This is a genomic window from Desulfosporosinus fructosivorans (assembly GCF_004766045.1).
Classification (GTDB): Bacteria; Bacillota; Desulfitobacteriia; order Desulfitobacteriales; family Desulfitobacteriaceae; genus Desulfosporosinus; species Desulfosporosinus fructosivorans.
The window spans coordinates 1-22,333 of record NZ_SPQQ01000003.1 but is presented as its reverse complement, the minus strand read 5'-3'; the positions used below and the strand labels follow the sequence as shown (position 1 = coordinate 22,333).

The window sequence follows — 22,333 nt, the reverse complement described above, 5'->3', positions numbered from 1 at the left end:
GATATCCGTATAACTCTCCCCAATGCACTTTTTCTGCTTCTAACCATTATTTATTAGGCTGAGCTTGAGCAAGTAAAGTTTTAGCTTCTTCGTCCGATAGTTGAACTTATGCACTTGCCAAGGATTGCCGAGTGTGTCCCTGAAGCCATGGATTGCGTGAAGGGGCCTTCCATTGTTACTTTTCTATTCTTCATAAATCACCCCCCCTTACCTTCCAGATGCATAGAGAATTTCTAAAGGCCTCGTAGCTGAAGAATCAATTCTTATTCCATTTCCACATACTACTTGGCTTACTGAACGATCTATTAAGATCGGATAGAGAAAAATCAATCTCATAAAATTCCTTATATAATTTTTTTGCGTCCTCAATCACATCAAAATGATATATCTCGGGCTGAAGAACATTAGCTATATGCAGCAGCCCCAAGATCCATCTAGGACTACCGAAATCCCAACCCGAGGCAATATGAGTATAAATTCTCATATTCTTTACAGCGTCAACCTTTATACCAGCCTTACAACACTCCTCATAGAAATCTTCAACGGAAGACGATAGGAACGCTGAAATAAATATGACTTCTGGATTAAGAGCATTTAACTGTTCCACGGAGATTTGCATGCCTGGCCTTCCAGTACACTCTATTTCTTTATTGACACTTATCCCCCCGGCTGCTTCAACCAACTGATTTTCGAGACGTTCTCCTTTAAGGCAAAAGAGTGGTTTTCCCATGACATAATAGACACGAGGCTTACGTTTGATAGCTGACCGCCCGTCCTTAACTCTCGATATTTTTTCTTGCATAAAAACAACCAGCTCTTCAGCCTTATTTTCCGTCTTAGTCAATTCTCCAAAATGTTTGATTGTCCCAAGGTAAGACTCGAGGTTCTGGATGTCATGGTGTAGTTTATTTAGCCCCTCATGACAAAGAACCTCTTCCCAAACCTGAACCACCTTCTTTTTATCCGTGACACCAATCGCTATTAAAATTGCTTCCATCATTTCCAGAGCCCTTGTAAAGGGATATCCTCCCTCAAAAGCACCTTCCTGGTACTTTATTTCCGCCGGAGCGGCTTTCATGTCGATTGTCCGACCACACTTTGGGCAAATATTTTTTTGCCCCGAAACCGTCTCCGGAAACGTTAATTTTGCTCCCATTGGACCGTAGAAATCTCTTTTATAGTTCACTTCACCACAGCGAGGGCAGAATGTATTCAGATAGTTAGTTCCAGGCGAATTAAACAGATAAATATAGTTAAGATATTTTCTTAACCTCCAATATAGATCTTCTGCCTCTCGTATGGAGGGCTCCAGCGAAGGATCAGCACCTTCCAAAGGGATGAACCGCATTAGCTGTAAAGGAATATCTGGAGATATTTGTGCCATTATTTCGGCCAGACCCACCACTTCTTCCATATTATCCGTTTTAAGCATGCAGGAAACTTCCACATGGACACCCTTTTCATGGAGCGTTTTAATGTTTCTCAGAACTGGCTCGACCGTACTGCCGCCGCAGTTTTGATAAGCCTGGTCGGACAATCCTTTAACGCCTACATTGATGAAATCCAAATAACCACTGATTTTAGCCAGCGAAGATTCGGTAAAGTATGCATTGGAGGAACAGCCTACTAATAAGCCTTGCTTTTTGGCAAGTTCAGCCACTTTAAGAAAGGTTGGAAAAGATGCTAGGGGATCGTTTAGTAAAAATGCAACCCCGATACAGTCATTATTTATTGCTCGATCCACCACCTGTTGCGGAAGTAATTCTCGCAGTGCTTTACTTCCTGGTGCCATTTCTTCAACAATTAGCGCTGAAATGCAGCCATCACAGGTAAAATTGCAGCCCGTGGTACTGATCTGGAGGAATTTCCCCCTCGGATAGAAATGTAAAACAGGCATTGTTTCAATGGAAATAGGACAAACCGTCAAGTATTTATTCGGAAAAAGCTCTATTATTTGTTCTCCTTTGTTTTTATAGTGTCCGCAGGCCCCTGTATTCCCTTCCGGAATTGCACAACCATTTTCACAAATATAGCACTTCATCTCCAGTTCTCCTTCCCTATCTCCTAATGATCCATAATCCTGCTTCATTTCTGTCTATTTCAAACCTTGGTATTTTGCCTTTTGTTTTTTCCCCGGCACTACGTCCTTCCCGCGTCTCCATAGGCCAATAGCTGGTCAGCCCAGGTAGCGGCCCATTCACGCAGCCCCTTGACCTCCATAGGAGCTGGCACCTTGGACACCGTATGCTCGGCAATTGTGTTGGTTAATTTCAGATAAATTTTCGCTTGTTCAGAATCCGGTGCTGCTTCAATAGTCGTTTTGCCTTGCAGTTCACTCGTGGTAACAGTTACTGAACGTGGCACATACCCAACGACCTGGGTCCCTGTTCGCCCAGCAAAGTCATCGATAATTGCTTTACTGTAATCTTCATTGATAGAGTTAGCGATCACGCCACCCAGCAAGGCGCCTCCTGAAGTTGAAAATTTCTGGATGCCTTTAAATAAGTTGTTTGAAGCGTAGATCGACATGAAGTCTGCCGAAGATACGGTAAATACGTGCTCAGCAATCCCATCCCGGATCGGCATAGCAAAACCACCGCAAACCACATCCCCCAAAACATCGTAGAGGACGATATCGAGGTCTAGTTCTTCAAAGACCTTAAGCTGCTTCAAGATCTGAACCGCAGTGATAATTCCCCGACCGGCACAACCTACCCCTGGGGCCGGTCCTCCGGCTTCTACGCAATAAACCCCTTTAAACCCTTGAAAGATTACTTCTTCCTTTGTGACTGTATTTTTTTCCCGCAGAGTATCCAATACAGTTGGTATATATCTTCCATCACGTAGCGTGTTCGTTGAATCACTTTTCGGATCGCAACCAAACTGCATTACCTTATACCCAGTCATAGCCAGTGCTGCACTAATGTTAGAAGTGGTCGTCGACTTCCCAATACCGCCTTTACCATAAATAGCAATTTGTTTGATTTTTTTCTTTGTCGCCATTATTCTCCTCTGATTTCGTAATTTGTTTAGTATTCAGAGCATGAAGCTAAGCTCCTCTGCGGCGCGCTCCCGATCTGCCCTGTCCAAGATTGCATTAAGCAGCATTTCCAGAATGCGCAGCGCTCCTCTGTAGCCGATGGTCGGGAAATATGGGTGAATGAACCTGTCGGTAACAGGGAAACCCATGCGCACTAACGGTATGTCAAGTCTGCGCACTAAATGCTTACCATGAACTTCTCCGATCAGCACATCGACCGGTTCGTTTTTAAGATATTGCTCAAGTTCAAAGAGATCCGTATTGCTTTGTACTACTCCCTCCATCTCATAACGCGCAAATATTTCCTGAAGCCGCTCATCAAGTTCTCCGGAAGCGGGACCTGTAAAGACAAACGCTGGCACCATTCCAAGACCTGCTAAGAACTCACAGAGCGGAACAGCGATATCAGGATCGCAAAAGATGGCCGCCTTCTTCTTATAAAGAAAAGGGTGGACATTCATGACGGTTTCTACGAGTTGCGCCCGCTGGCGTTTTAGCTCTGCCAAAGGTGCGCTGCCATAAAAGAGCTGAAGCTGACGGATAAACCGGTCTGTCGCATCAATCCCGATAGGCAGGTCGAGCGTGGCAAACGGCATACTGCATTTTTCCGAAAGTGCAGCGGCTGGCGCTCCGGCAGCCTCTGCCCCCAGCGCAAGGACCAGTTCACATGACCCTGCCGAAATAATTTCACTGAGTGGAGTTCCTCCTGGGGAATACTCGTCCTGCTTTTCAGGAGTCGCAGCATCAAACACATCGCTGATATCTGGACAAACGGTGAAATCTCCGTTAAATGAAGCGGCGATTTCTTTAATCTCCCGGATATCGCCAGGGTTGACCAGTCCCGGTATGATGAAACACTTTTTCTTTTTAAGCTCCGATCTAACAGCAAGCTGACCTAGCAGCGCTTCAACCATGCTGGAGTAACCGGTAAGATGCGAGCCGATATAACTGGGAGTCTGGGCACTAACCAGATATTTTCCTTCAGGCAACTCTATCTCGCTCAAAATTGCCGACACATGATCTCCGATCGTTTCACTTAGACAAGTCGAATGAACAGCAATGATCTGCGGCTTGTAGATGTCAAAAATATTTTTAATGGCGGCTTTAAGATTTTCCTCGCCCCCAAAAATCGCAGCGTTTTCTTTGAGCATGCTAGAGGTGACGCGAATAGTCTTTTGAAAGTGTTTGCTGATCAGAATCTTATGATAACGGCAACAACCGGATGATCCATGACTATGCGGCATACAGGCCTGCACGCCCAAAGCAGCATAGATGGCTCCGATCGGCTGGCACATTCTTAGAGGATCGATATGTAAGGCCTGTCTTTCACTCCCTACTTTATCCGTTTTTAGCATAGCAGCTCACCTGCCGTTGTATCTCTTTCCCACTCAGGAACATCGGTTTCCCAATGAGAAATAAAAATACTCATCTCCAGATCTTGGGCAAACTGGAGAAATCCTTGTACCCCGGCATACTGTACGCCGCGCTCTTCAGAGTTGAATGTTCTTGACTTGATGCATTTATTATCATATTCAAACTGCTGGGTAATTCCAGAAAAACAAAGATCAGGCCCAAGCAGTTCTAAAAACGCTCTGACCTGACTGCGCGAAAGGAGAAAAGTAAGTGACTGACGATTTTCCTGTTGAGGACTCAGCTCATTAAACAGAACGTATTCCTCCCAACGTTTAGATAGTTGGCGCGGGAACGTACATAAAAACCCCTCATCGGTCACTTCGTTCTTGGCATAATCCTGGCTTATTAAGATGACCTCCACTCCCAGGTCGACCAGCATGGCCTGAAAGTGGTCGCTTTTAAAGCAGTCTTCAAACAAGGCTGCCGTCAGACCGACAAAACGCTCTTGATAAGCTAAAATCTGCGGCGCCAACCCCTTGACGGTATCCTTGATTGCGGCTTCTGTTCTCTCTTTCAGAGCCTGGTCCCCAAAATAATCCGCCATACCACGCAGAGAGCTGATAATATTTGAAAGCCCTGTAAAATCGACCTTTATCCAGCCAATACCGTACTTTTCTTCAATTGACTGCACGACGTCGTCAATCGCTTTATCACTTCCAAGTATCGTCAGCGCCGCGGTATGGCCTGAGCGGAGTTCTTCGATAGTAGTAACCCCCATCAAGGCGGATACAACATGATAGCCGATCTGTTCAAAGAGTGCATCGATCTCCTGTTTATTTTTCCCGGCATAGAATTCCCCCACAATATTGATAGAGAATTCCTCGGCAGCTCTGCTTTTTGAACCAAAAATTTCATCAACGATTTTCTGATCGGCGACCTTATACCCTGGGATGTTTTTAAATCCTTCACACGCTAAAGGGATCACTGTTATTCCAAATTTCTTTTCCGCCAACTGGGCGATTTTATCAATATCGTCTCCGATCAGTCCGACCGGACAAGTAGCGCAGATAGCAATTGTTTGCGGCTGAAAGAGAGCTACCGCTTCTTCAATTGCCAGGGCGAGCTTTTGCTCGCCGCCAAAAATCACATCATTTTCTGTCATATCGGTAGAAAAACTGCGGCTCGCAAACAGACTACCCTGCCTACCTACCTCTTGAGCACAGCTGTTATCCCAAGAAAAATACGCGCAGCCGACCGGGCCGTGCGTGATGACAAGCACATCCGAGATTGGTGACATAGTGAGCCCTCGGCAGGCCATATAACAACAGCCGCCGCCATAAAAAACCCCCGGTATGGGCAGAAGCCTTTTGTTGTCATTCTTGGGGATCGAATTTAGACTCAGGCCCTCGATCAACGTTTGCTGGTCCTGGTCCTGTTCTTGTCTACCGTTGTTCAAAGCAAACCGCCTCCTTTCCAGAAACAGAACTAGGCTGTTTTTCTCATCATGATCCAGACACCCCGGTCATCATTGATAATTTCCGCTGGGATCCCAAGCTCCTTTAAAAAGTCCGCATAATTTTCAGCCCCAAATCCATTGGTGGCCTCGATCACGCACTGCGGCCACTCCGGATGTGCAACCTTCATCTCAGCGGTAATTTTTGCTCTCAGCTCGGCGCTACCGAAACCCTTGCCGACATACGTCATTCCGTTCGGAGCAAGCACTCTGTAAATTTCCGCAAAGGCCTGTTTCATCTCGTCTTTGCCTCCCCAGAAGCCTATCGAACCTCGACTTATGATCAGATCAAAGCCGCTATCCGGCAGGTTTATTTCTCGCACATCGCCAACTATTGTGGAAGTTCTACCCTCAAGCGCCCAATCCTTAATTCGGTTGTTGGCGATATTTATGGCATCCTCCTTAACATCCATGAGGGTAATGCGCATGTCACTTGCTTTGGCAACGCTAAGTCCAAGGTGTCCTCCGCCGCAACCCACGTCAAGGCAGGCGCCACTTTTTCGTCCCAACATTTTTAGTGCCTCTTGGGCGATAACCTCATAAATCGGGAAAAATATTTCATTGGCAATTTTGTCAAAGTCTTCTCTAGAGTTCATTACAATCACCCCGTAATATTCTTGATCAATAAGACCTGTCATAAATCCTAATATTTAATTGCATCAGCATTTCACACTTGTCCAATTCATACCATTTACAGTGCCGGAATATCTTCCAACAATTGAACCGCTATTTAATTGGCCAGCGCGACACACCTTTTAATGTCTGCGCCGTGATTGTCGGCCAGTCTTGTTATTCTCACATTTATCCCATAGGTGTCTTTCATGTTTTTTTCGGTGATGATTTCGTCTGCCGTGCCGATCTCAAACCCTTTTTTGTTTAATAAAGCTACTTTGGAAGTACAAAGAAAGGCGTGATCGGGATAATGGGAGGTCATTACGACTGTCATACCCTCATCCGACAGCTTTTTGATTTGCAGTAGAACCCTCACCTGATTGCCGTAATCCAAATTAGAAGTGGGTTCATCCAGGATCAGAATCTGGGGCCTTTGCGTCAGCGCCCGGGCAATAAGCACCATTTGTCTTTCGCCACCGCTTATTTCAGTATAGGTCATATCTTTTAGGAAGTAGGCACCCAGCTTATCTAATGATTCTTCGGCAATCTTAACGTCCTCCCTGGAAGGGGATGAGAAGGAGCCAAGATGGGCAATGCGCCCCATTAATACAACATCCAAAACCGTATATGGAAAGGGAGGTGTATGGGCCTGCGGGACATAGCCCACGACTTTGGCCAGACGCGGCTTGGACCATTGATTAATGCCTTGCCCGTTAAGCATTATCTCACCGCTTTTAACTGCAAGAAAGCCCAAAATAGATTTGAACAAGGTTGTTTTACCAACCCCGTTGGGACCAAGCAGACAAAGGAACTCACCGAACCCAACCTGAAAAGAAATATTCCTGAGTACAGTCTTTTTGCCATAGCCAAAAGATGCATCTTTTATTTCCAGTATCATGTCCACGAATTCCTCCCCTTAAATAATAGATAGATAAAAAATGGTGCTCCAATAATTGCCGTCAAAATACTCAGCGGTACTTCCACTGCAAAAATGGTGCGCGAGAGATCATCAATCAGCAGCAAGTAGGCTCCCCCAAGTAAAATTGCGGCCGGCAGCATATACTTGTAATTCGGACCAACCAGTATTCTGGCCAAATGAGGGATAACAAGACCGACCCAGCCAATCATGCCTCCGGTCGCCACGGCTGAGGCAGTAAGCAGCGTTGCACAGAAGATGTAGATAAGACGAATTCTTTTTGTGTTAATTCCCAGGGACTGCGCTTCCTCCTCGCCAAAAGATAAAGCATTAAGCTTATATCTTAAGAGCAGCATAGGAATGATGCCGACGATAAACGGAATAAGAACGAGCTTGATGTTTTTTGCAGTTATTGAAGCAAGTCCTCCCATAAGCCAAAACGTTATTTCCGGCAATTTATTGTTGGGATCAGCCGTATATTTTGCCAGTGAAATGAATGCCGTAAACAGACTGGTCACAACGATACCTGTCAAGACTATAATAAGGACGGAATTATTTCCTCGGGAAATGAGACGGCTAATGAAATATGTCAATAACACAGCGATAATTCCAAACACAAATGCCACGATCTGAATCGTCAGTGTGCCGGCAGAGTAAAGAATGGCCAAGGCAGCGCCAAAACCGGCACCTGCCGAAGCACCCAGGATATCCGGCGAAACCATGGGATTGCGGAAAAGCCCCTGAAAGGCGGCCCCCGATGCCGCAAGCGCAGCTCCAATAACAAGTGCTACAATAATTCTCGGTATCCGTATATTGAACAATACGGTTTCCAGTGTATCCGACCAAGTAGCCGGAAGCCCGAAGATCTTTCTGAAAAATACCGTGAGCAGTTCAGATAAAGGGACTGCGTAGCGGCCGACAGTAAATGACCAGAGAAATATAACGATCAGAACAACGAATAATATTACAATTACCAGCCCCCGCTTTCTTACCATTACCATGTCCTTAGGGCGGGCATTGGCTACTTCGGCATCATTCTCTAAAGATTTATTGTTCGTATCTTTAAGAGGCCACATTAACTACCCTTCTTCCACTTATCTTTATGGCCCCTCAAGGCAATCCGGCCAATCTATTACCACGTTTACAGCAATGGGTAGGAGCTGCGGCGTCTTATGACTCAACGCCAAACGGCACTTGATCCCCCCTTCATAAATCTATTTCGCTACCGCGTTTATGAGCAGTTCGTTCACCTGCTGATCGCTTAAATCCATATTAAAGAATAGCTTGAAGAAATCTTTTGTTTCTTTGTTTAGATCAATTTTCACATATTCGGGATATAACAAATTTGAGAGCCATTCGGTGCCGAGAGCGCGCATAATATTGGGTGGACGATCAAACCATCCAAAAGGAAGCAAAGGTGTAATATATACTTTTTTGTCCTTAACCGCCTTGATCTTGCTCCAAGCAGGATCATTCAAGATAGTTTGATAGTTTTTGTCCCCGCCGGTTGAAGAACTGACTAGAATCAGATCAGGATTCCAGGCAAGTACTTGCTCCATAGAAACGGGCGACATGCCCTGCCCACTCTTTGCTTGTACATTGGCAACATTTTTTCCTCCGGCAAATTTTAAGACTTCAGCATGATGGGAAGCTTCCGGATCGGTGGCAAGCCCAGTATTTCCTTCGGCATAGTACACGCTGACCAGTTTGTCTTTCGGAATTTTGGCAACCATATCGCTGACTGCCGCCATTTTTTGTTCGGTATAAGCCGCCAGTTTTTCAGCCCGGTCCTGAACCCCTAGGATATCACCCATAATCCTATAGACTTTAGGCGTGGAAGTAATGATTGAGTCTAAAACAATTACAGGTCTCTTGGTCTGATCCGTAATGCTATTGGCAGTTTGTACCGCACTCACTTTATTGTTTTCATCAAGATCCGTCATAAAAACAATGAGCTCCGGAGCCAGTTTGGCTATTTCCTCCAGGTTAGCAGTGCTTTTTTCACCCATCCAGCCACCGAGGATCGGAAGATTTTTGGCGCGATCACTTAAGTACTTTTTCAGATCAGTGGAAGGTGCATTGACCCATGCAACCAACTTTTCTGGAGCCAAGGAATAGAGCATCGCCTCGGCGGTTGGCACGGCGCAATAAACAGTATTGATTTTCTTCGGGATATTAACCTGTCTACCCGCCATGTCTGTGATTACCCGAGTGGTTTCCTGAGAGGAATTTCCGGCCGAAGCTGAATTAGCCGGAGTATTGCTGGTGGCCTGACTGCCGCAGCCGGTTAGCAGGAAAGTCATCAGCCACAGGCAAAGTAAAATTGCCACTCCTTTGGAGACTGCCCTCTTGGTAAAGATTTTTGGCATTGACGATTCCCCCTCATTTTTTGTCTTAATTTGCTTCTATATTAAATTCATTGCCAATATACCCTTGTATAATTGCTTCCTTAAACCATCTTGCCCGATCGTTTTCCTGGTTTACTAGCTCAGAAAGGGAACACCTCCCTTCATTCATACCTGTATCGCCAGCTAAACCAAACCACTTATCCGCTTCTTCATCCGCCTGCCGAACACCCCAACCTAATTTATACATCACTGCCAATTTAAATTGCGCTAGCGCATGACCTTGAGCAGCTGCCGGAAGAAAAAACCCCGCTGCCTGGATGGCATCTTTATTAACACCTTTCCCAATTGAATGCCGGACCCCAAGATTATGGAGGGCTTTAGGATATCCATTCTTGGCCGAGCAAAAAAACCATTGCAGGGCAGTCTCACTATTTTGCTTGATGCCACGACCTGCACAATAGGAAACTCCAAGTTCATATTGCGCACCCATATGTCCTTGGAGCGCAGCCCCACGGAACAAAGTTACTGCTTCAGGTAAATCTTTATCTGCTTCGATTCCGGAAATAATGTTCATTCCCATTTGATAATCTGCTTCAGGATCACTCAAAAATCCCCCGTTTCCTATGAGTTCATCAAGCTCACTCTTCATATTTAACCCTCCCATTGGTTTTTTAAGGTCTGAATCTTAACCCGATTAGAATAGAGACTTTTTTTCTGGAAAAACATAGAACCCATTTGCTCCACCTAAGATGCCATATCCTTTAACCTGTCTAAGCCAACCGCTTCTGAACTTTAATTAATTGGCTGAGAATGCTTACGGCTATTTCCTCCGGAGTTTCTGCTCCGATTTTCAGACCGATTGGAGAATACAGCTTTTTTAACGATTCACGGCCGACTCCTTCCTCCTCTAATTCAGCTTTCAAGGCTTTAACCTTTCTGTAACTACCCATCATGCCAATATATCTGGCTGGTTGATTAATCACTTTCCATAAACACACTTTATCTGAATAGGACCCCTTGGTAACAATCACAACAAACGTTTGTGCATTAATATTAATATCATCTAAGGCTCGTTCGAAGTCATTGCAGATAAACCTATCCGCCGAATTAAATCGGGAAGAATTAGCCAAAGATAGACGATCATCAACAACAGTAACCTCATATCCGAGGATTTTAGCCATGGCCACGAGGGGTTGTGCAATATATCCTGCCCCTAATATAAGCAATTGTACAACAGTCGTTGGGGGCTCTATCAGTAACCGAAAAGCGGCTTTTGTTATTGAGGATTCGCATAACTTGAACTCAGAATCCAAACTAATTAACAGCGGATAGAATTTTTTTCCACCCGCTTTAGCACTCTCTAGGGCAACTCTATTCAATTCTTCTATACCTAGGTCACCTAAGACGTCCCCATTATTCTTGAGAAACAGCTTTTTTCCTATTAACCGTTCCTCAACCGCTTCAAACACAGTGACTAGTACGGGGTTATCGTTGCTTTCTAAACTTGACAGATACTCTTTATGAGGTTTGGTCCGTGCTACGGAGCTTTGGGAACCCCAATAATCAATGAATAATCCCATAATCCCCCCGCATACCATTCCCTCATCCTGATCAACGCCCGCAGTCATATTCAAATAATATATTTTCGGGGTGAGTGTCGCCATAACCTTGACGGCCTCCCGTTTGGCCTCAGCCTCGCCACATCCTCCTCCGATAGTGCCTACAGTGGTACCGTCAGCAAACACTAACATCTTCGCTCCAGGCTTACGGGGAGTTGACCCAAGCGCACTGGTTACAGTAATCAGTGCCGCCTCTAGGCTGTGTTCAAATACTTTTCTAAGTCCTTGGCAAATTTCTTTATCCATTAGCTTTACCTCCTAGATCAGCCTTGCAAAGGACATGTAAAGGCATCTTTAGCTTGTCTTGATCTATCAAAATTACTGGGCATTCACCGGTGCAAAAGGACCTCTCGCTGTTTTTTCCATCGTGGCCGCTGATTCTTTCTTATCAACTTCTTTTGTCATATTCCCCTCCTGTAAGGTTATATTTTTCTTGGTGTGTATATTGCAAGTCGATTCCCAAACGTAATTAGACTTTTGTTAAGGTCTTTTTCTTTAGTCTGATAGCCAGCATCCATCCACCCAAAGGCCACGGAATGGGTTCGGGAGTTTGCCCAGTAAGCCCGATGCTTATGAGCGGACGGTGGTAAATCATAACCAATGATTTCTTCTATTTCTTTAAAACTAAGGGTCAAGAGGTCCTGTCCGCACTGTCTAAAAAATCGGGTTAGAGGGAGATATTTGCCTCCCTTTGGCATAATTTCCATCTCCTTTCGAATCAATTAAATCATCTTAAACTATTAATGAGTCAGTCTCATTGATTGAGCTTTATTTCTGATAACCTTCAAGAGATTCAGCTTCTTAAATTGACACAAAAATAGCTCCACCCATAGAAAGTGGAGCCATGCCAAACAAGAGCCTAGCCAGCTTAGCCACCTCCTTTTCAATAGTGAAGGCCTATCCGTTTCCAGATACACCCTGAGGACTTAAAGCCCTGACCGGTTACCATAGATTTCTCATTAGGTATTATCTGGCTCGGAGATAGGATCTATAATATTTTTCGAGCTAAACAGTGATCATATCTTTTCAAGGAATTCTTAGTTTATATTTTCTCCATCGTCACTCCAATGTCAGATGGTTTCCCAAAATACATTGCCGTGGTCACAGCTGCATCAATGCCAGTATGGGCATATTCTTCGATATTGTCTCCATTTATACCACCCGCTCCAAGCAACGTAATCTTGGGGTCAATCCCTCTGATTTGAGCAACGATGAGTTTCAAGTCGTTAGCTGGGATCTTGTCAAATTGTAACCCACTTACTCCCGCTTTGATTAAGAGGCGTGCCTCTTCAATCGTTTCCACTTCAACAATAATCTTCTTTTCACAGGCATGGGCTTTATTTTCTTGAATGACTTGGGCTAGATTGTTGATATCGCCCAGAAAAACCATATGTTGTTTAAAAATCAAGATGGTTTCTGATAAGCCCAATCGGTGAGGAAAAGCACCGCCAGCAATGATAGCCTTGATAGACAGATCTTTAGTTCCGGGAAAAGATTTTCTAGTGGCTAATACCGTCATTTCTGGGTTCACCGATTGAACCTTATCCACCATCCTTTTTGTTCTGGTCGCAATTCCAGATGAATATTCAAGAATATTCATCGACAATTTCCAAGCCATATGAAGACTCGCTGCCAACCCCTCAGCTTCAATGAATACATCCCCTTTGTTGACTGCAGAACCCGACGGTAATGATCGAATCGGCATAACTCCCAGCTTAGTAAATATCCTCAATACTTCCTCAACCCCAGATAACACAGTATACTCTCTGGCCGTAAAACGGATCTTCCCCTTAAGTCCTCCGATACCTAGTGTAAGCGTTGTCAAATCGATATACGGAACATCCTCTTTAATCCATTGGTCAATGGTTTCATCACTGATATAGAGCATATTTTCCATCTCCATTTTTTTACATTTAGTTGAACAACTGAGAACCTCTCTCAGTTTTTTCTAGTTCCCCTTGATAAAACCGTTCTTTTCAAAAATCGTCATAGCCTCATCACTCTGTAAATAGGCCAAAAATTTCCCAGCCGCCTCGCCGTTTTTGGAGGCTGTTACAACTGCAGCTGGTAGGACCACTGGTTTATGAGAATTTGCTGGCGCCATTGCCACGATTTTGACTTTATTTGAAGTAATCGCAATCGTATCCCAGACAAAACCAGCTTCAGCGTTACCTGTCTCAACATAGGCCATGACTTGCATTAGATCTTTACCTATAACCATTTTAGGTTGTAAGGTGTCCCATAATTTAAGGGTGTCTAAGGTTTCTTTCGTGGTTTTAGCTGCTGGAACCGATTCGGCTTCGCCAATTCCGATTTTATTAACCTCAGATTTGGTTAAATCTGCGAAGTTCTTAATAGTCACATTGTCCTTATTAACGATTAAGACAAGTTCATCTCCGAGTAGATTTACCCTCGAGTCTTTCTTGATAAGTCCTTTTTGCTCCAATGCATCCATTTGCGACTTTCCTTGTGAAATAAAGATATCCGTGGCAGCACCTTGTTCAATTTGATTCTGCAGTGAACCAGACGGTCCATAATTAAAAACTAGATTGACTTGAGCTTCTTTGACCGAGTACAGTTTCTTAATTTCTTCGAAAGAACCTTTCAAACTGGGAGCAGTCGAAATCAAAAGCTCAACAGGTTTATTCTGGGCAACTTTGTTGTCTTCCGTTTTTGGCGTTTCAATGACAGCACTGGAACATCCTGATGCAAATAAAATAAGTAAGAACATCGAGCAAGCAATAAGTCTTAATTCAACTTTAATTTTATTAGTTGTATTAATCCTTTGAATTTTATTAAAAAGTTTCATTTAAATTTCCCCTCTTTCTTAGTACCTTTAATAAGCTTGATTACACTATTATTAGCTCATCAGCATTAAATCGGATCTTCCAAGGCTGTGGTTTATCCTTCAATTCATGCCACATTTGTTTAGTGATCTCCCATTCTATATGATAGTTGCCTCGTCCCAAGACCTCGTGTTGCATGGACAGATAGGCTGTCATACGAGATGGAGTCTCACTGGTGAAATTAAGCCAACAGCTAAACACGTTGTCTTGAGCTTCGTCTAAGGCCAGTTCGATCGCATACGCACGAATACCCACATTGTTAATTTGTTTAGAAATTTCCTGCCTAGTTTTTAAGTTTATTCCCCAATCCTCAGCCTCTACCTCAAACGGTGATATGTATTTTGCCCGAGAGAAATTCTTGCACCCAGTTAATTGTGCAGCAACAAGGGAAGGTGGCTTCCTGAATACTTCCTCTTTCCTCCCTCTTACTTCAATTTTCCCGAGTGATAGCACTACCAATTGATTGCAAATCCTATAGACTTCATCCATGTTATGGGTTACGAACAGAGTAACTCCTGAATAATTCGATAAAGTCTCAGTCAGTTGTTTAACCATGTGGCTTCTTAGATAGTCATCAAGTGCGGAAAATGGTTCATCTAAGAGCAAAGCCTCTGGCTCAATAGCCAATGCTCTAGCCAAAGCAACTCGTTGCTGTTGTCCCCCAGAAAGCTGGCTGGGATACCTTTTTTCCAAGCCCTCCAGTTTGATCATTTTCACCATTTCCTTGATGATTGCCCTTCTATTTCCATGCTTCAGCTTTCCAATTCCGAAACCGATGTTCTCTTCGACGGTCATATTGGGAAACAGTGCGTAATTTTGAAATAAAAAGCCGAGCTTTCTCTTGCGGCAGGGAAGATTAATCCCCTTCTTAGAGTCGAACAACGTTCGCCCGTTGAGAATAATTCTGCCCTTGTCAGGGGTATCAATTCCGGCGATACAGCGTAGGGTCATACTTTTACCTGAACCAGAAGCACCTAACAGTCCAAGGATGTCCATACCTGTCTCAAAATTAACATCAAGCGTAAAACCTGGGAGCTCTTTCTGGATATCTACCCACAATTCCATACTATTTCCTACCCATCGCAGCGACCATCTTGCGCTGGTAATCAGTCCAGTAATTCATTAACGTCATCACGATCAACGAAATAATAAAGATAAGTATCACCCATATCAAAGCTTTTCCCATGTCTCCGCTTTCGGCAGCAAAGAAGATCGCAGCAGGAATTGTCAACGTTTTTCCCGGTATATTACCGCCAATCATGAGCGTGGCACCAAAATCTCCTAGGGCCCTAGCAAAGGCTAATACCGTCCCTGCGGCTACTCCTGGCCAAGAAAGTGGAATCGTTATTTTCCAAAATATTTTCCACTCTGAGACACCCAGCGTACGAGCAGCAAAAATAATAGTTTGATCAATTTGTTCAAAGGCACTTCTAACCGTTCGATACATTAAGGGAAAAGCGACCACGGAAGCTGCAATCACGGTTGCTGGCCAAGAAAAGATAACAGTCGCTCCGATTGCCATCAGGAGTTTCCCAAGGGGTCCATTCTTGCCAAACAGTATCAGAAGCAAGAACCCTATTACTGTTGGTGGCAAAACCAAAGGCAACGTAAGTAAACCGTCGATTAATCCTTTAAATTTTCCCCTGTACCCCGAAACAAAGCAAGCAGCTGCAATTCCTAAGAAAAAGGTCACAATCGTTGCTATGATTGCTGCTCTTAATGAAATTAACAACGGAGAAAAGTCCAGTCCCTCTAAATCACTATAAACACAATGACCCCCTTCCTTAACTTCGTCATGGGAAAAAATAGGACTCCCAAAAAAGGGAGCCCTAAATAAACTGGTGTCCCAGTCTACTACGTGCTACTCCTTTTCAAAATGAAGGCCTACCCGTTTCCGGAAAAACCCTGAGAGCTTAGAGCCCTGTCCAGCGACCATGGATTTGATCTTTAGGTCTACTGGATCGGAGGTTAATTATTCAATTATCCTAAATTTCAGGTTCATCCAATCGTGAGACTCTCTCTTTTACAAGGGGGGTACCCGTACTTTGCTTCGGGTGGGTTAGATTCCCCTATCGAAGTCTCGATATTCAACTTCAGCTGAACGAGTTCACACACTGGACTTTATTAAACTGTCTAATCTCTTCTTGTTTACCATGATCCAACTTAATAATCTGATCTCCCAGCATTTCTGCTTCCTGAACGTCGTGCGTTACTAAGATGAACGGAATCTGCCACTGAGCTTGAAGCTTAAGTAACTCTTGTTGGAGTGCACTTCTCGTGTCCTGGTCGAGCGCGGAAAGGGGTTCATCGAGCAGCAAAAGTTCGGGCTCGGTCATTAACGCACGCGCAAGCGCAACTCTTTGTTTTTCCCCACCCGAAATCTGATCAGGATAGCGACTTCGAAGATGTTCGATCTTTAACATCTCTAATACATTGGAAACGGTAAGAACTTTGTTAGGGATGCTTCCTTTTTGGGGCTTACCATACATCACGTTCTTCTCAACTGTCATGTGGGGAAAGAGAGCATAATCCTGGAATACATACCCTATACGTCGATTTCTGATTGGAATATCTACGCCACACTCAGAAGCAAAGACCGTCTTGTCATGGATATTAATCTCCCCCCACGTAGGAGTTTGTAGGCCTGCCACACATTGCAGGATCGTTGTCTTGCCAGCACCGGAGGGACCCACAAGGGCAAGGATTCCATGACTTAAGGAGATATCGACTTCAAGCTCAAAGGTCGGTAGCTTTTTTTTGAAATGAGCCTTTAGCATTATGCGTTACCTCCTCTCGAATCGCGATCATGTTGAGATCGTTTCCCCCACCGATTCAGTCCATAAATGACTAGAAAACTAAAGACTGTCATGATAACAACCAAGATGCTTGCTTGAGTTGTGTCGCCCGCTTCATTAGCAAAGTAGATGGCAATCGGCATTGTTTGCGTCTTGCCGGGAATATTTCCAGCAATCATTAATGTCGCTCCAAATTCCCCTAAAGAACGAGCAAAGGCCAAAACTAAGCCCGCAACAATACCATTCAAAGCCAATGGAAGGGTAATCGTGAAGAATACCCTTAGTTCTCTAGCCCCCAATGTACGTGCTGCCTTCTCCAGATTTTGGTCAACCCCCTCAATGGCAACCTTCACTGCTTGATACATTAGAGGAAAGGCTACGACAGCTGCAGCTATTACGGCTCCAGCTAAGGTAAAGACAATTCTAGTATGAAACCATTGTTCGAATAATTTACCTAAAGGGCCGTTCTTCCCAAAGAAATAAAGCAACATAAAGCCGATAACCGAGGGGGGGAGCACTAGGGGCAAAGTAATAATCGACTCGACAACATCTTTGCCCATGAACTCACGCTTGGCCATAAGAGCCGCTATTGGTATAGAAAAACAAGTAACAATAATAACGGCAGCAAAGGCAACTTTCAGAGATAAAATAATAGGAATAAAGCTAAATTCCATAAGGCTCCCCCAAAAGACTAATTTATCAATCGTAAAGATTTCCACTTCTACAAGTGGGAGTGGTACCCCGTATTCTACCCAATTTCAACTTTGGTTGAATTAGTTCACTTTGCTAAGGTCTTGAACCCATATTTTACAAAGATTTGTTGGGCATCTGAACTTTGTAAGTACTTTAGAAAATCCTCTGTAACTTGTTTATTTTTACTAGCCGAAATAACCGCTGCAGGGTATGAAATGGGCTTGTGACTGCTTGCTGGGACTACTGTTACGACTTTAACCTTTGTCGAACCTTGAGCATCCGATTGATATACAAGTCCCGCTTCCACATTTCCTGTTTCAACATAATTTAGAACCTGGGTCACATCCTTAGCCAACACGAACTTTGGCTGTAATGAATCCCACAGTTTGAGATTCGTCAAGGATTCTTGAGCATATTTTCCAGCAGGTACGGACTCAGGCGTACCAATACTAATCTTCTCAACGTCCGCTTTTGCTAGATCTTCGAGGGACGTAACTTTGGTGTTATCCTTCCCTGTAACTAAGACTAACTCATTTCCCACCAAGTCGACTTTACTCTCTTTTACTAACAAATTCTTTTGCTCAAGGGCATCCATCTGTGTCTTTCCTGCAGAGATAAATAGGTCTGCTGGGGCACCCTGTTCAATTTGTTGTTGGAGCGTACCTGAAGCCCCGAAAACAAAGGTGATTTTTACTCCAGGAACTTTCACAGTATATTCTTTTTGGAGTTCCGTCAATGAATCTTTCATACTGGCTGCAGCAGACACCATAATTTCTGTGGGTTCAACCTTTGGGACGTTTGTTGCTGGTTGGTCAGTACCTCCTGCACCGCAGCCAGTCAAAGATAGGATTAACAGAAAAGTTAACATTAATAACCATGAAACTCTTTTCACTTGAAATCCCCCTCATATATTACTTTATGTTTAAAATTTAGTTTAACTAGTTCTCGTTAGCTTATATGCTTTTGTGTTATCTTACGTTAGCTACTATTCGCATTTATCAGAGAGTAACTCAACACAACCTAACTAGAACTAACAAAACTAAATTACATTGTCATTATACGATATGTTATAATAATTTTGCAATATAATTTTAGTATGTTTATTATATTCATGAAAATATTCAGAAGGGACAGGTGCGTTTGCTATGTCCAATGATGTTTCTTATACACCTGAAGAAGTCGCAAACATCCTTAGAATCTCCAAGTTTACAGTTTATGAACTCATAAAGCGGGGAGAGCTAACGGCTTACCACATTGGTCGCAAAGTCCGAGTTGAGGGTGCTGATATTGAGAGTTACAAGCGAAAATCCAAAGGACTTAGTCCCCTAGAATCTCTCATAGCATCTCCATTAGATATCCTCGCACCGAACGAACGCTCAAAGCATTGTTTTGAATCTGACGAAAGCTTAGTCATCTGTGGACAAGATATTGTTTTGGATATCTTAACCCGCCATTTAGAAAAACAATTTCCACAGGTTCACTTCTTACGTCGTTATATTGGAAGTATAGACGGTCTTATGGCCCTCTACCGCGGCATGGCGAATGTTGTTACTGCGCACTTATGGGATAGCGATACCAACGAATATAACACACCCTTCGTACGTAGACTGTTACCAGGGCATCCAACATGTATCATAAACTTGGTTTATCGCATGGAAGGTTTTTATGTTGCCAAGGGAAATCTCAAGAATATAACCACCTGGAGTGACCTAACCAAACCAGATGTTCGCTTCGTTAATCGTGAAAGAGGATCTGGTGCAAGAGTGTTGTTAGATGAACAACTAAGAATTTCAGAAATTAATCACAAAGACATTCTTGGCTATAGAGAAGAAGAAATGACCCACCTCGCCATTGCAAGCAAAGTTGCGCGCGGAGAAGCGGATGTCGGTTTAGGAATTGAAAAGGTTGCCATGCAATTTATCAATCTTGATTTTATCCCGTTGCATAAAGAACGCTATGATTTAGTAATACGTCAGGAAGATCTGGAACGACCACATTTTCAGGCCTTAATGAGTATCTTACAATCCCCTTCTTTTCGAAACGAAGTACTGGGAATTGGAGGGTACGATATATCTCAGATGGGACAAATCATTGCTAAAACGTAATATTTTCGCTCGCTAAACGCGAAAGAGAGCCGGAGTATTTAAAACTACTCCGACTCTCTTTCGCGTAATTAAATTATGAAGGTTATTTGATCTGTTTGCTTCTTAACTGTCCACAAGCAGCATCAATATCGGTTCCATGTTCAAGACGAATACTGCAATTTATTCCTTGTTTTTTCAATGTATCATAAAATGCAAGCATCGTTGACTTCTCGCTTCTTTGATATTGAGTATGTTCATCCACTGGATTATAAGGAATCAAGTTGACATTTGTAAGATGTCGCTTATCCCCAATCAATTCAGAAAGTTGAAGGGCATGTTCCCTACGGTCATTCACATCTTTGAGGAGAATATATTCCAACGTTATTCTACGATTCGTTTTGTCCAAATAGTAAGCAACGGCCTTCATTATTTCCTCTATTGGATAAGCCTGGTTAATCTTCATGATCCGCGTTCGAAGTTCGTTTGTCGGTGCATGTAAGGAGATTGCGAGGTTCACCTGCAAATTGGTATCGGTGAATTCATAAATTTTATCAGCAAGGCCACTGGTCGATACCGTGATGTGTTTTGCTCCAATGGCTAATCCTTTATGATCTTTAATAATTCGTAAAGAATCTATTACGTTTTCAAGGTTATCAAAGGGCTCCCCAATCCCCATCACCACAACATGACTCACGCTCTCATCTTGTTTCTCTTGATCCAGATAATGTTGGACTCTTATTATTTGTTCCACAATTTCGCCACTCGTTAAATCACGGATTTTTGTTAATAGCCCACTCGCACAAAAACTACACCCAATGTTACACCCAACTTGGGTTGTGACACAAGCCGACAAGCCAAATTTAGGCCTCATTAAGACAGACTCTATTAGATTGCCATCGCTTAACCTAAACAAAAACTTAATCGTTCCATCCGCTGATTCTTGCTTAAAGTGTTCGTTTAATGATTGGAAGATAAAATGCTCTGCTAATAATTTAAGACACTCTTGCTTGACATCCGTCATTTCCGAGAAGCTCGTCACCCGTTTTCTATAAAGCCAATCCCAGACTTGTAATGCCCAAAACTTTTTATGCCCATATGTCATAAGCCAAGCTTCCAATTGATCAAATGTCAGTCCATAGATGGATTCTTTATTCATTCGCTGTCCTCTTTTCGGATCATCAGTAAACTCGAGGGGCATTTCGCATAGACATTGCCCCCTAGCCTGATTATATCATGCCGAATACGCATAAAAAAGAAATAGTATTATCCCCTTAGTATAATCAGTACTCACACGAATACTCTTTATAACGAGATTCTAGCTTGGACTACAGAACTCACAAATTTGATGCAGTATTGGGAAATCTCCACTTAGAAACGAAAGGCGGACGGTGGCAAGGGGACGTTTTGTTATGACACCTTCCTTTACTGATAAAACGAAGTATAAGAACCACCTCTAACATAAATGAGATGCTCCTTACGGCTTATCAACGATAGCCATCTCTTTTTCCCTCCCCCCTTGATCCAGAGGCCGATGGATTCGGCAGGGTCGTATATAGTCTAGATTTGCTTGTACTATGGTTACTGTTGGGAAGCATCTTTCTCCAAACCGCATTTTTTTTGGCTGAATAACCCTCACACTTGTCTGGGGCTCGGCATATCCTATAACGGTATCTGAAAAGACATTCCGAATAAAGGATGGGCAGCCGGTATGAAGATGGCAATTTCCAACAAGACGCCTGAGCAAATTGCGTCCGAGATTAACTTTATCAAGGAAGAAAGCGGCAAAATGCTGCTTACCAATGCTGTGGAGATCGGAAGGCGTCTGACGGAAGCCAAAGAGCTACTACCCCATGGGGAGTGGCTCAAATGGCTGACTGAATCCGTGAGTTACTCCCGGAGCACGGCCTGCAGACTGATGAAAACCTTCCGGGAGTACGGGTCTATACTCTCCTCCCCTGACGAGGAAGAGAGCCCAAATGTTGCATCGATGCAACATTTGAACTACACCCAAGGGCTCATCCTTTTTTGGGATCCCGGTTGAGGACCGGGATCAATTTCGCTTATTTACGGCGATACGAAAGGCGGACGAGCCTTTCGCCACACTGCGACTTATGACGCAAGCTCCAGCAGTGTGGATGAACGGGTGGAACCCCGGCCCCATATTACAGTATAACTCAACACAAAAAAGCTATCTCCTAAGAGATAGCTTTTTGCATGTTTACCTGGCGATGACCTACTTTCCCAGGGGCTTGCGCCCCAAGTATCATCGGCCCTGGAGGTCTTAACTTCCGTGTTCGAGATACGAAAGGCGGACGAGCCTTTCGCCACACTGCGACCCATGACGCAAGCTCCAGCAGTGTGGATGAACGGGTGGAACCCCGGCCCCATATTACAGTATAACTTAACACAAAAAAGCTATCTCCTAAGAGATAGCTTTTTGCATGTTTACCTGGCGATGACCTACTTTCCCAGGGGCTTGCGCCCCAAGTATCATCGGCCCTGGAGGTCTTAACT

General features: G+C 43.8%; 21 protein-coding genes, 2 rRNA genes and 2 riboswitches. Of the genes, 2 read left to right on the top strand and 21 right to left on the bottom strand.

Annotated features, from left to right (window positions below; translation table 11 throughout):
• Nucleotides 1–256: 256 nt before the first annotated feature.
• The 18 genes from E4K67_RS08205 to modA (E4K67_RS08120) form a co-directional block, all read right to left on the bottom strand.
• A complete protein-coding gene (locus E4K67_RS08205) occupies nucleotides 257–2,041 on the bottom strand; it encodes a radical SAM protein (protein ID WP_135546848.1) in 1,785 nt (594 codons plus the stop codon).
• 98 nt (nucleotides 2,042–2,139) lie between these two features.
• A complete protein-coding gene (gene nifH / locus E4K67_RS08200; protein ID WP_135545952.1) occupies nucleotides 2,140–3,003 on the bottom strand; it encodes a nitrogenase iron protein in 864 nt (287 codons plus the stop codon).
• Nucleotides 3,004–3,036: 33 nt separating this feature from the next.
• Complete coding sequence (locus E4K67_RS08195; protein WP_135545951.1) at nucleotides 3,037–4,395, bottom strand: nitrogenase component 1; 1,359 nt, start codon at nucleotides 4,393–4,395, stop codon at nucleotides 3,037–3,039.
• Entirely contained in the window at nucleotides 4,389–5,849 is a 1,461-nt protein-coding gene (locus tag E4K67_RS08190) for a nitrogenase component 1 (protein ID WP_135545950.1), read from the bottom strand. The genes E4K67_RS08195 and E4K67_RS08190 overlap by 7 nt, the downstream gene beginning before the upstream one ends.
• Nucleotides 5,850–5,878: 29 nt before the next feature.
• A complete protein-coding gene (locus E4K67_RS08185; protein ID WP_206752184.1) occupies nucleotides 5,879–6,502 on the bottom strand; it encodes a class I SAM-dependent methyltransferase in 624 nt (207 codons plus the stop codon).
• A gap of 134 nt (nucleotides 6,503–6,636) precedes the next feature.
• Nucleotides 6,637–7,416: an ABC transporter ATP-binding protein gene (locus E4K67_RS08180; protein WP_135546847.1), complete on the bottom strand. Its 780-nt coding sequence runs from the start codon at nucleotides 7,414–7,416 to the stop codon at nucleotides 6,637–6,639.
• A complete protein-coding gene (locus E4K67_RS08175) occupies nucleotides 7,413–8,510 on the bottom strand; it encodes a FecCD family ABC transporter permease (RefSeq protein ID WP_135545948.1) in 1,098 nt (365 codons plus the stop codon). Before E4K67_RS08175 ends, E4K67_RS08180 begins: the two co-directional genes overlap by 4 nt.
• A gap of 138 nt (nucleotides 8,511–8,648) precedes the next feature.
• Nucleotides 8,649–9,803, bottom strand: coding sequence for an ABC transporter substrate-binding protein (locus E4K67_RS08170; protein ID WP_135545947.1), 1,155 nt, complete (start codon nucleotides 9,801–9,803; stop codon nucleotides 8,649–8,651).
• A 25-nt stretch (nucleotides 9,804–9,828) separates the two neighbouring features.
• Nucleotides 9,829–10,431 carry a tetratricopeptide repeat protein gene (locus E4K67_RS08165; RefSeq protein WP_158408438.1) on the bottom strand — a complete coding sequence of 201 codons (603 nt, stop codon included), beginning with the start codon at nucleotides 10,429–10,431 and terminating at the stop codon, nucleotides 9,829–9,831.
• A gap of 121 nt (nucleotides 10,432–10,552) precedes the next feature.
• Nucleotides 10,553–11,647, bottom strand: a complete 1,095-nt coding sequence (locus E4K67_RS08160) for an XdhC family protein (RefSeq protein WP_135545945.1) — start codon at nucleotides 11,645–11,647, stop codon at nucleotides 10,553–10,555.
• A gap of 176 nt (nucleotides 11,648–11,823) precedes the next feature.
• Complete coding sequence (locus E4K67_RS08155; protein WP_135545944.1) at nucleotides 11,824–12,099, bottom strand: DUF7662 domain-containing protein; 276 nt, start codon at nucleotides 12,097–12,099, stop codon at nucleotides 11,824–11,826.
• A gap of 162 nt (nucleotides 12,100–12,261) precedes the next feature.
• A riboswitch (molybdenum cofactor riboswitch) is annotated at nucleotides 12,262–12,394 on the bottom strand.
• A gap of 49 nt (nucleotides 12,395–12,443) precedes the next feature.
• A complete protein-coding gene (gene modD, locus E4K67_RS08150) occupies nucleotides 12,444–13,289 on the bottom strand; it encodes a ModD protein (protein ID WP_135546845.1) in 846 nt (281 codons plus the stop codon).
• A 60-nt stretch (nucleotides 13,290–13,349) separates the two neighbouring features.
• A complete protein-coding gene (modA, locus tag E4K67_RS08145) occupies nucleotides 13,350–14,210 on the bottom strand; it encodes a molybdate ABC transporter substrate-binding protein (RefSeq protein WP_135545943.1) in 861 nt (286 codons plus the stop codon).
• A gap of 40 nt (nucleotides 14,211–14,250) precedes the next feature.
• The gene (locus E4K67_RS08140; protein ID WP_135545942.1) at nucleotides 14,251–15,312 is read right to left on the bottom strand and encodes a sulfate/molybdate ABC transporter ATP-binding protein; all 1,062 of its coding nucleotides are present in this window, start codon (nucleotides 15,310–15,312) and stop codon (nucleotides 14,251–14,253) included.
• A 1-nt stretch (nucleotide 15,313) separates the two neighbouring features.
• Nucleotides 15,314–15,979, bottom strand: a complete 666-nt coding sequence (gene modB, locus E4K67_RS08135) for a molybdate ABC transporter permease subunit (protein ID WP_243454390.1) — start codon at nucleotides 15,977–15,979, stop codon at nucleotides 15,314–15,316.
• Between the two features lie 116 nt (nucleotides 15,980–16,095).
• Nucleotides 16,096–16,226, bottom strand: a riboswitch (molybdenum cofactor riboswitch).
• A 114-nt stretch (nucleotides 16,227–16,340) separates the two neighbouring features.
• Nucleotides 16,341–17,024: an ATP-binding cassette domain-containing protein gene (locus E4K67_RS08130; RefSeq protein ID WP_135545940.1), complete on the bottom strand. Its 684-nt coding sequence runs from the start codon at nucleotides 17,022–17,024 to the stop codon at nucleotides 16,341–16,343.
• Complete coding sequence (gene modB / locus E4K67_RS08125) at nucleotides 17,024–17,716, bottom strand: molybdate ABC transporter permease subunit (protein ID WP_135545939.1); 693 nt, start codon at nucleotides 17,714–17,716, stop codon at nucleotides 17,024–17,026. Before modB (E4K67_RS08125) ends, E4K67_RS08130 begins: the two co-directional genes overlap by 1 nt.
• Nucleotides 17,717–17,820: 104 nt before the next feature.
• Nucleotides 17,821–18,627: a molybdate ABC transporter substrate-binding protein gene (modA, locus tag E4K67_RS08120; RefSeq protein WP_243454389.1), complete on the bottom strand. Its 807-nt coding sequence runs from the start codon at nucleotides 18,625–18,627 to the stop codon at nucleotides 17,821–17,823.
• Nucleotides 18,628–18,880: 253 nt separating this feature from the next.
• Here modA (E4K67_RS08120) and E4K67_RS08115 point away from each other — a divergent pair, with 253 nt between their 5' ends.
• Complete coding sequence (locus tag E4K67_RS08115; protein ID WP_135545938.1) at nucleotides 18,881–19,840, top strand: helix-turn-helix transcriptional regulator; 960 nt, start codon at nucleotides 18,881–18,883, stop codon at nucleotides 19,838–19,840.
• An 82-nt stretch (nucleotides 19,841–19,922) separates the two neighbouring features.
• On the opposite strand, the gene rlmN is transcribed toward E4K67_RS08115, so the two are convergent.
• Nucleotides 19,923–20,975, bottom strand: coding sequence for a dual-specificity RNA methyltransferase RlmN (gene rlmN / locus E4K67_RS08110; protein ID WP_135545937.1), 1,053 nt, complete (start codon nucleotides 20,973–20,975; stop codon nucleotides 19,923–19,925).
• Nucleotides 20,976–21,533: 558 nt separating this feature from the next.
• On the opposite strand from rlmN, the gene E4K67_RS08105 reads away from it, so the two are divergent.
• On the top strand, nucleotides 21,534–21,860 hold the full coding sequence (locus tag E4K67_RS08105) for a DUF3102 domain-containing protein (protein ID WP_243454388.1): 327 nt from the start codon (nucleotides 21,534–21,536) through the stop codon (nucleotides 21,858–21,860).
• A 179-nt stretch (nucleotides 21,861–22,039) separates the two neighbouring features.
• Here E4K67_RS08105 and rrf (E4K67_RS31725) read toward each other — a convergent pair.
• A 5S ribosomal RNA gene (gene rrf / locus E4K67_RS31725) occupies nucleotides 22,040–22,148 on the bottom strand.
• Between the two features lie 118 nt (nucleotides 22,149–22,266).
• Nucleotides 22,267–22,333, bottom strand: a 5S ribosomal RNA gene (gene rrf / locus E4K67_RS31720); the annotation flags it as partial.

What these genes read in the sequence shown, in the direction of transcription:
- E4K67_RS08205 (WP_135546848.1), bottom strand. Translation starts at nt 2,041, where the DNA reads ATGAAGTGCTATATTTGTGAAAATGGTTGTGCAATTCCGGAAGGGAAT.
- nifH (WP_135545952.1), bottom strand. Translation starts at nt 3,003, where the DNA reads ATGGCGACAAAGAAAAAAATCAAACAAATTGCTATTTATGGTAAAGGC.
- E4K67_RS08195 (WP_135545951.1), bottom strand. Translation starts at nt 4,395, where the DNA reads ATGCTAAAAACGGATAAAGTAGGGAGTGAAAGACAGGCCTTACATATC.
- E4K67_RS08185 (WP_206752184.1), bottom strand. Translation starts at nt 6,502, where the DNA reads ATGAACTCTAGAGAAGACTTTGACAAAATTGCCAATGAAATATTTTTC.
- E4K67_RS08180 (WP_135546847.1), bottom strand. Translation starts at nt 7,416, where the DNA reads ATGATACTGGAAATAAAAGATGCATCTTTTGGCTATGGCAAAAAGACT.
- E4K67_RS08175 (WP_135545948.1), bottom strand. Translation starts at nt 8,510, where the DNA reads ATGTGGCCTCTTAAAGATACGAACAATAAATCTTTAGAGAATGATGCC.
- E4K67_RS08170 (WP_135545947.1), bottom strand. Translation starts at nt 9,803, where the DNA reads ATGCCAAAAATCTTTACCAAGAGGGCAGTCTCCAAAGGAGTGGCAATT.
- E4K67_RS08165 (WP_158408438.1), bottom strand. Translation starts at nt 10,431, where the DNA reads ATGAAGAGTGAGCTTGATGAACTCATAGGAAACGGGGGATTTTTGAGT.
- E4K67_RS08160 (WP_135545945.1), bottom strand. Translation starts at nt 11,647, where the DNA reads ATGGATAAAGAAATTTGCCAAGGACTTAGAAAAGTATTTGAACACAGC.
- E4K67_RS08155 (WP_135545944.1), bottom strand. Translation starts at nt 12,099, where the DNA reads ATGCCAAAGGGAGGCAAATATCTCCCTCTAACCCGATTTTTTAGACAG.
- modD (WP_135546845.1), bottom strand. Translation starts at nt 13,289, where the DNA reads ATGCTCTATATCAGTGATGAAACCATTGACCAATGGATTAAAGAGGAT.
- modA (WP_135545943.1), bottom strand. Translation starts at nt 14,210, where the DNA reads ATGAAACTTTTTAATAAAATTCAAAGGATTAATACAACTAATAAAATT.
- E4K67_RS08140 (WP_135545942.1), bottom strand. Translation starts at nt 15,312, where the DNA reads ATGGAATTGTGGGTAGATATCCAGAAAGAGCTCCCAGGTTTTACGCTT.
- E4K67_RS08130 (WP_135545940.1), bottom strand. Translation starts at nt 17,024, where the DNA reads ATGCTAAAGGCTCATTTCAAAAAAAAGCTACCGACCTTTGAGCTTGAA.
- modB (WP_135545939.1), bottom strand. Translation starts at nt 17,716, where the DNA reads ATGGAATTTAGCTTTATTCCTATTATTTTATCTCTGAAAGTTGCCTTT.
- E4K67_RS08115 (WP_135545938.1), top strand. Translation starts at nt 18,881, where the DNA reads ATGTCCAATGATGTTTCTTATACACCTGAAGAAGTCGCAAACATCCTT.
- rlmN (WP_135545937.1), bottom strand. Translation starts at nt 20,975, where the DNA reads ATGAATAAAGAATCCATCTATGGACTGACATTTGATCAATTGGAAGCT.
- E4K67_RS08105 (WP_243454388.1), top strand. Translation starts at nt 21,534, where the DNA reads ATGGCAATTTCCAACAAGACGCCTGAGCAAATTGCGTCCGAGATTAAC.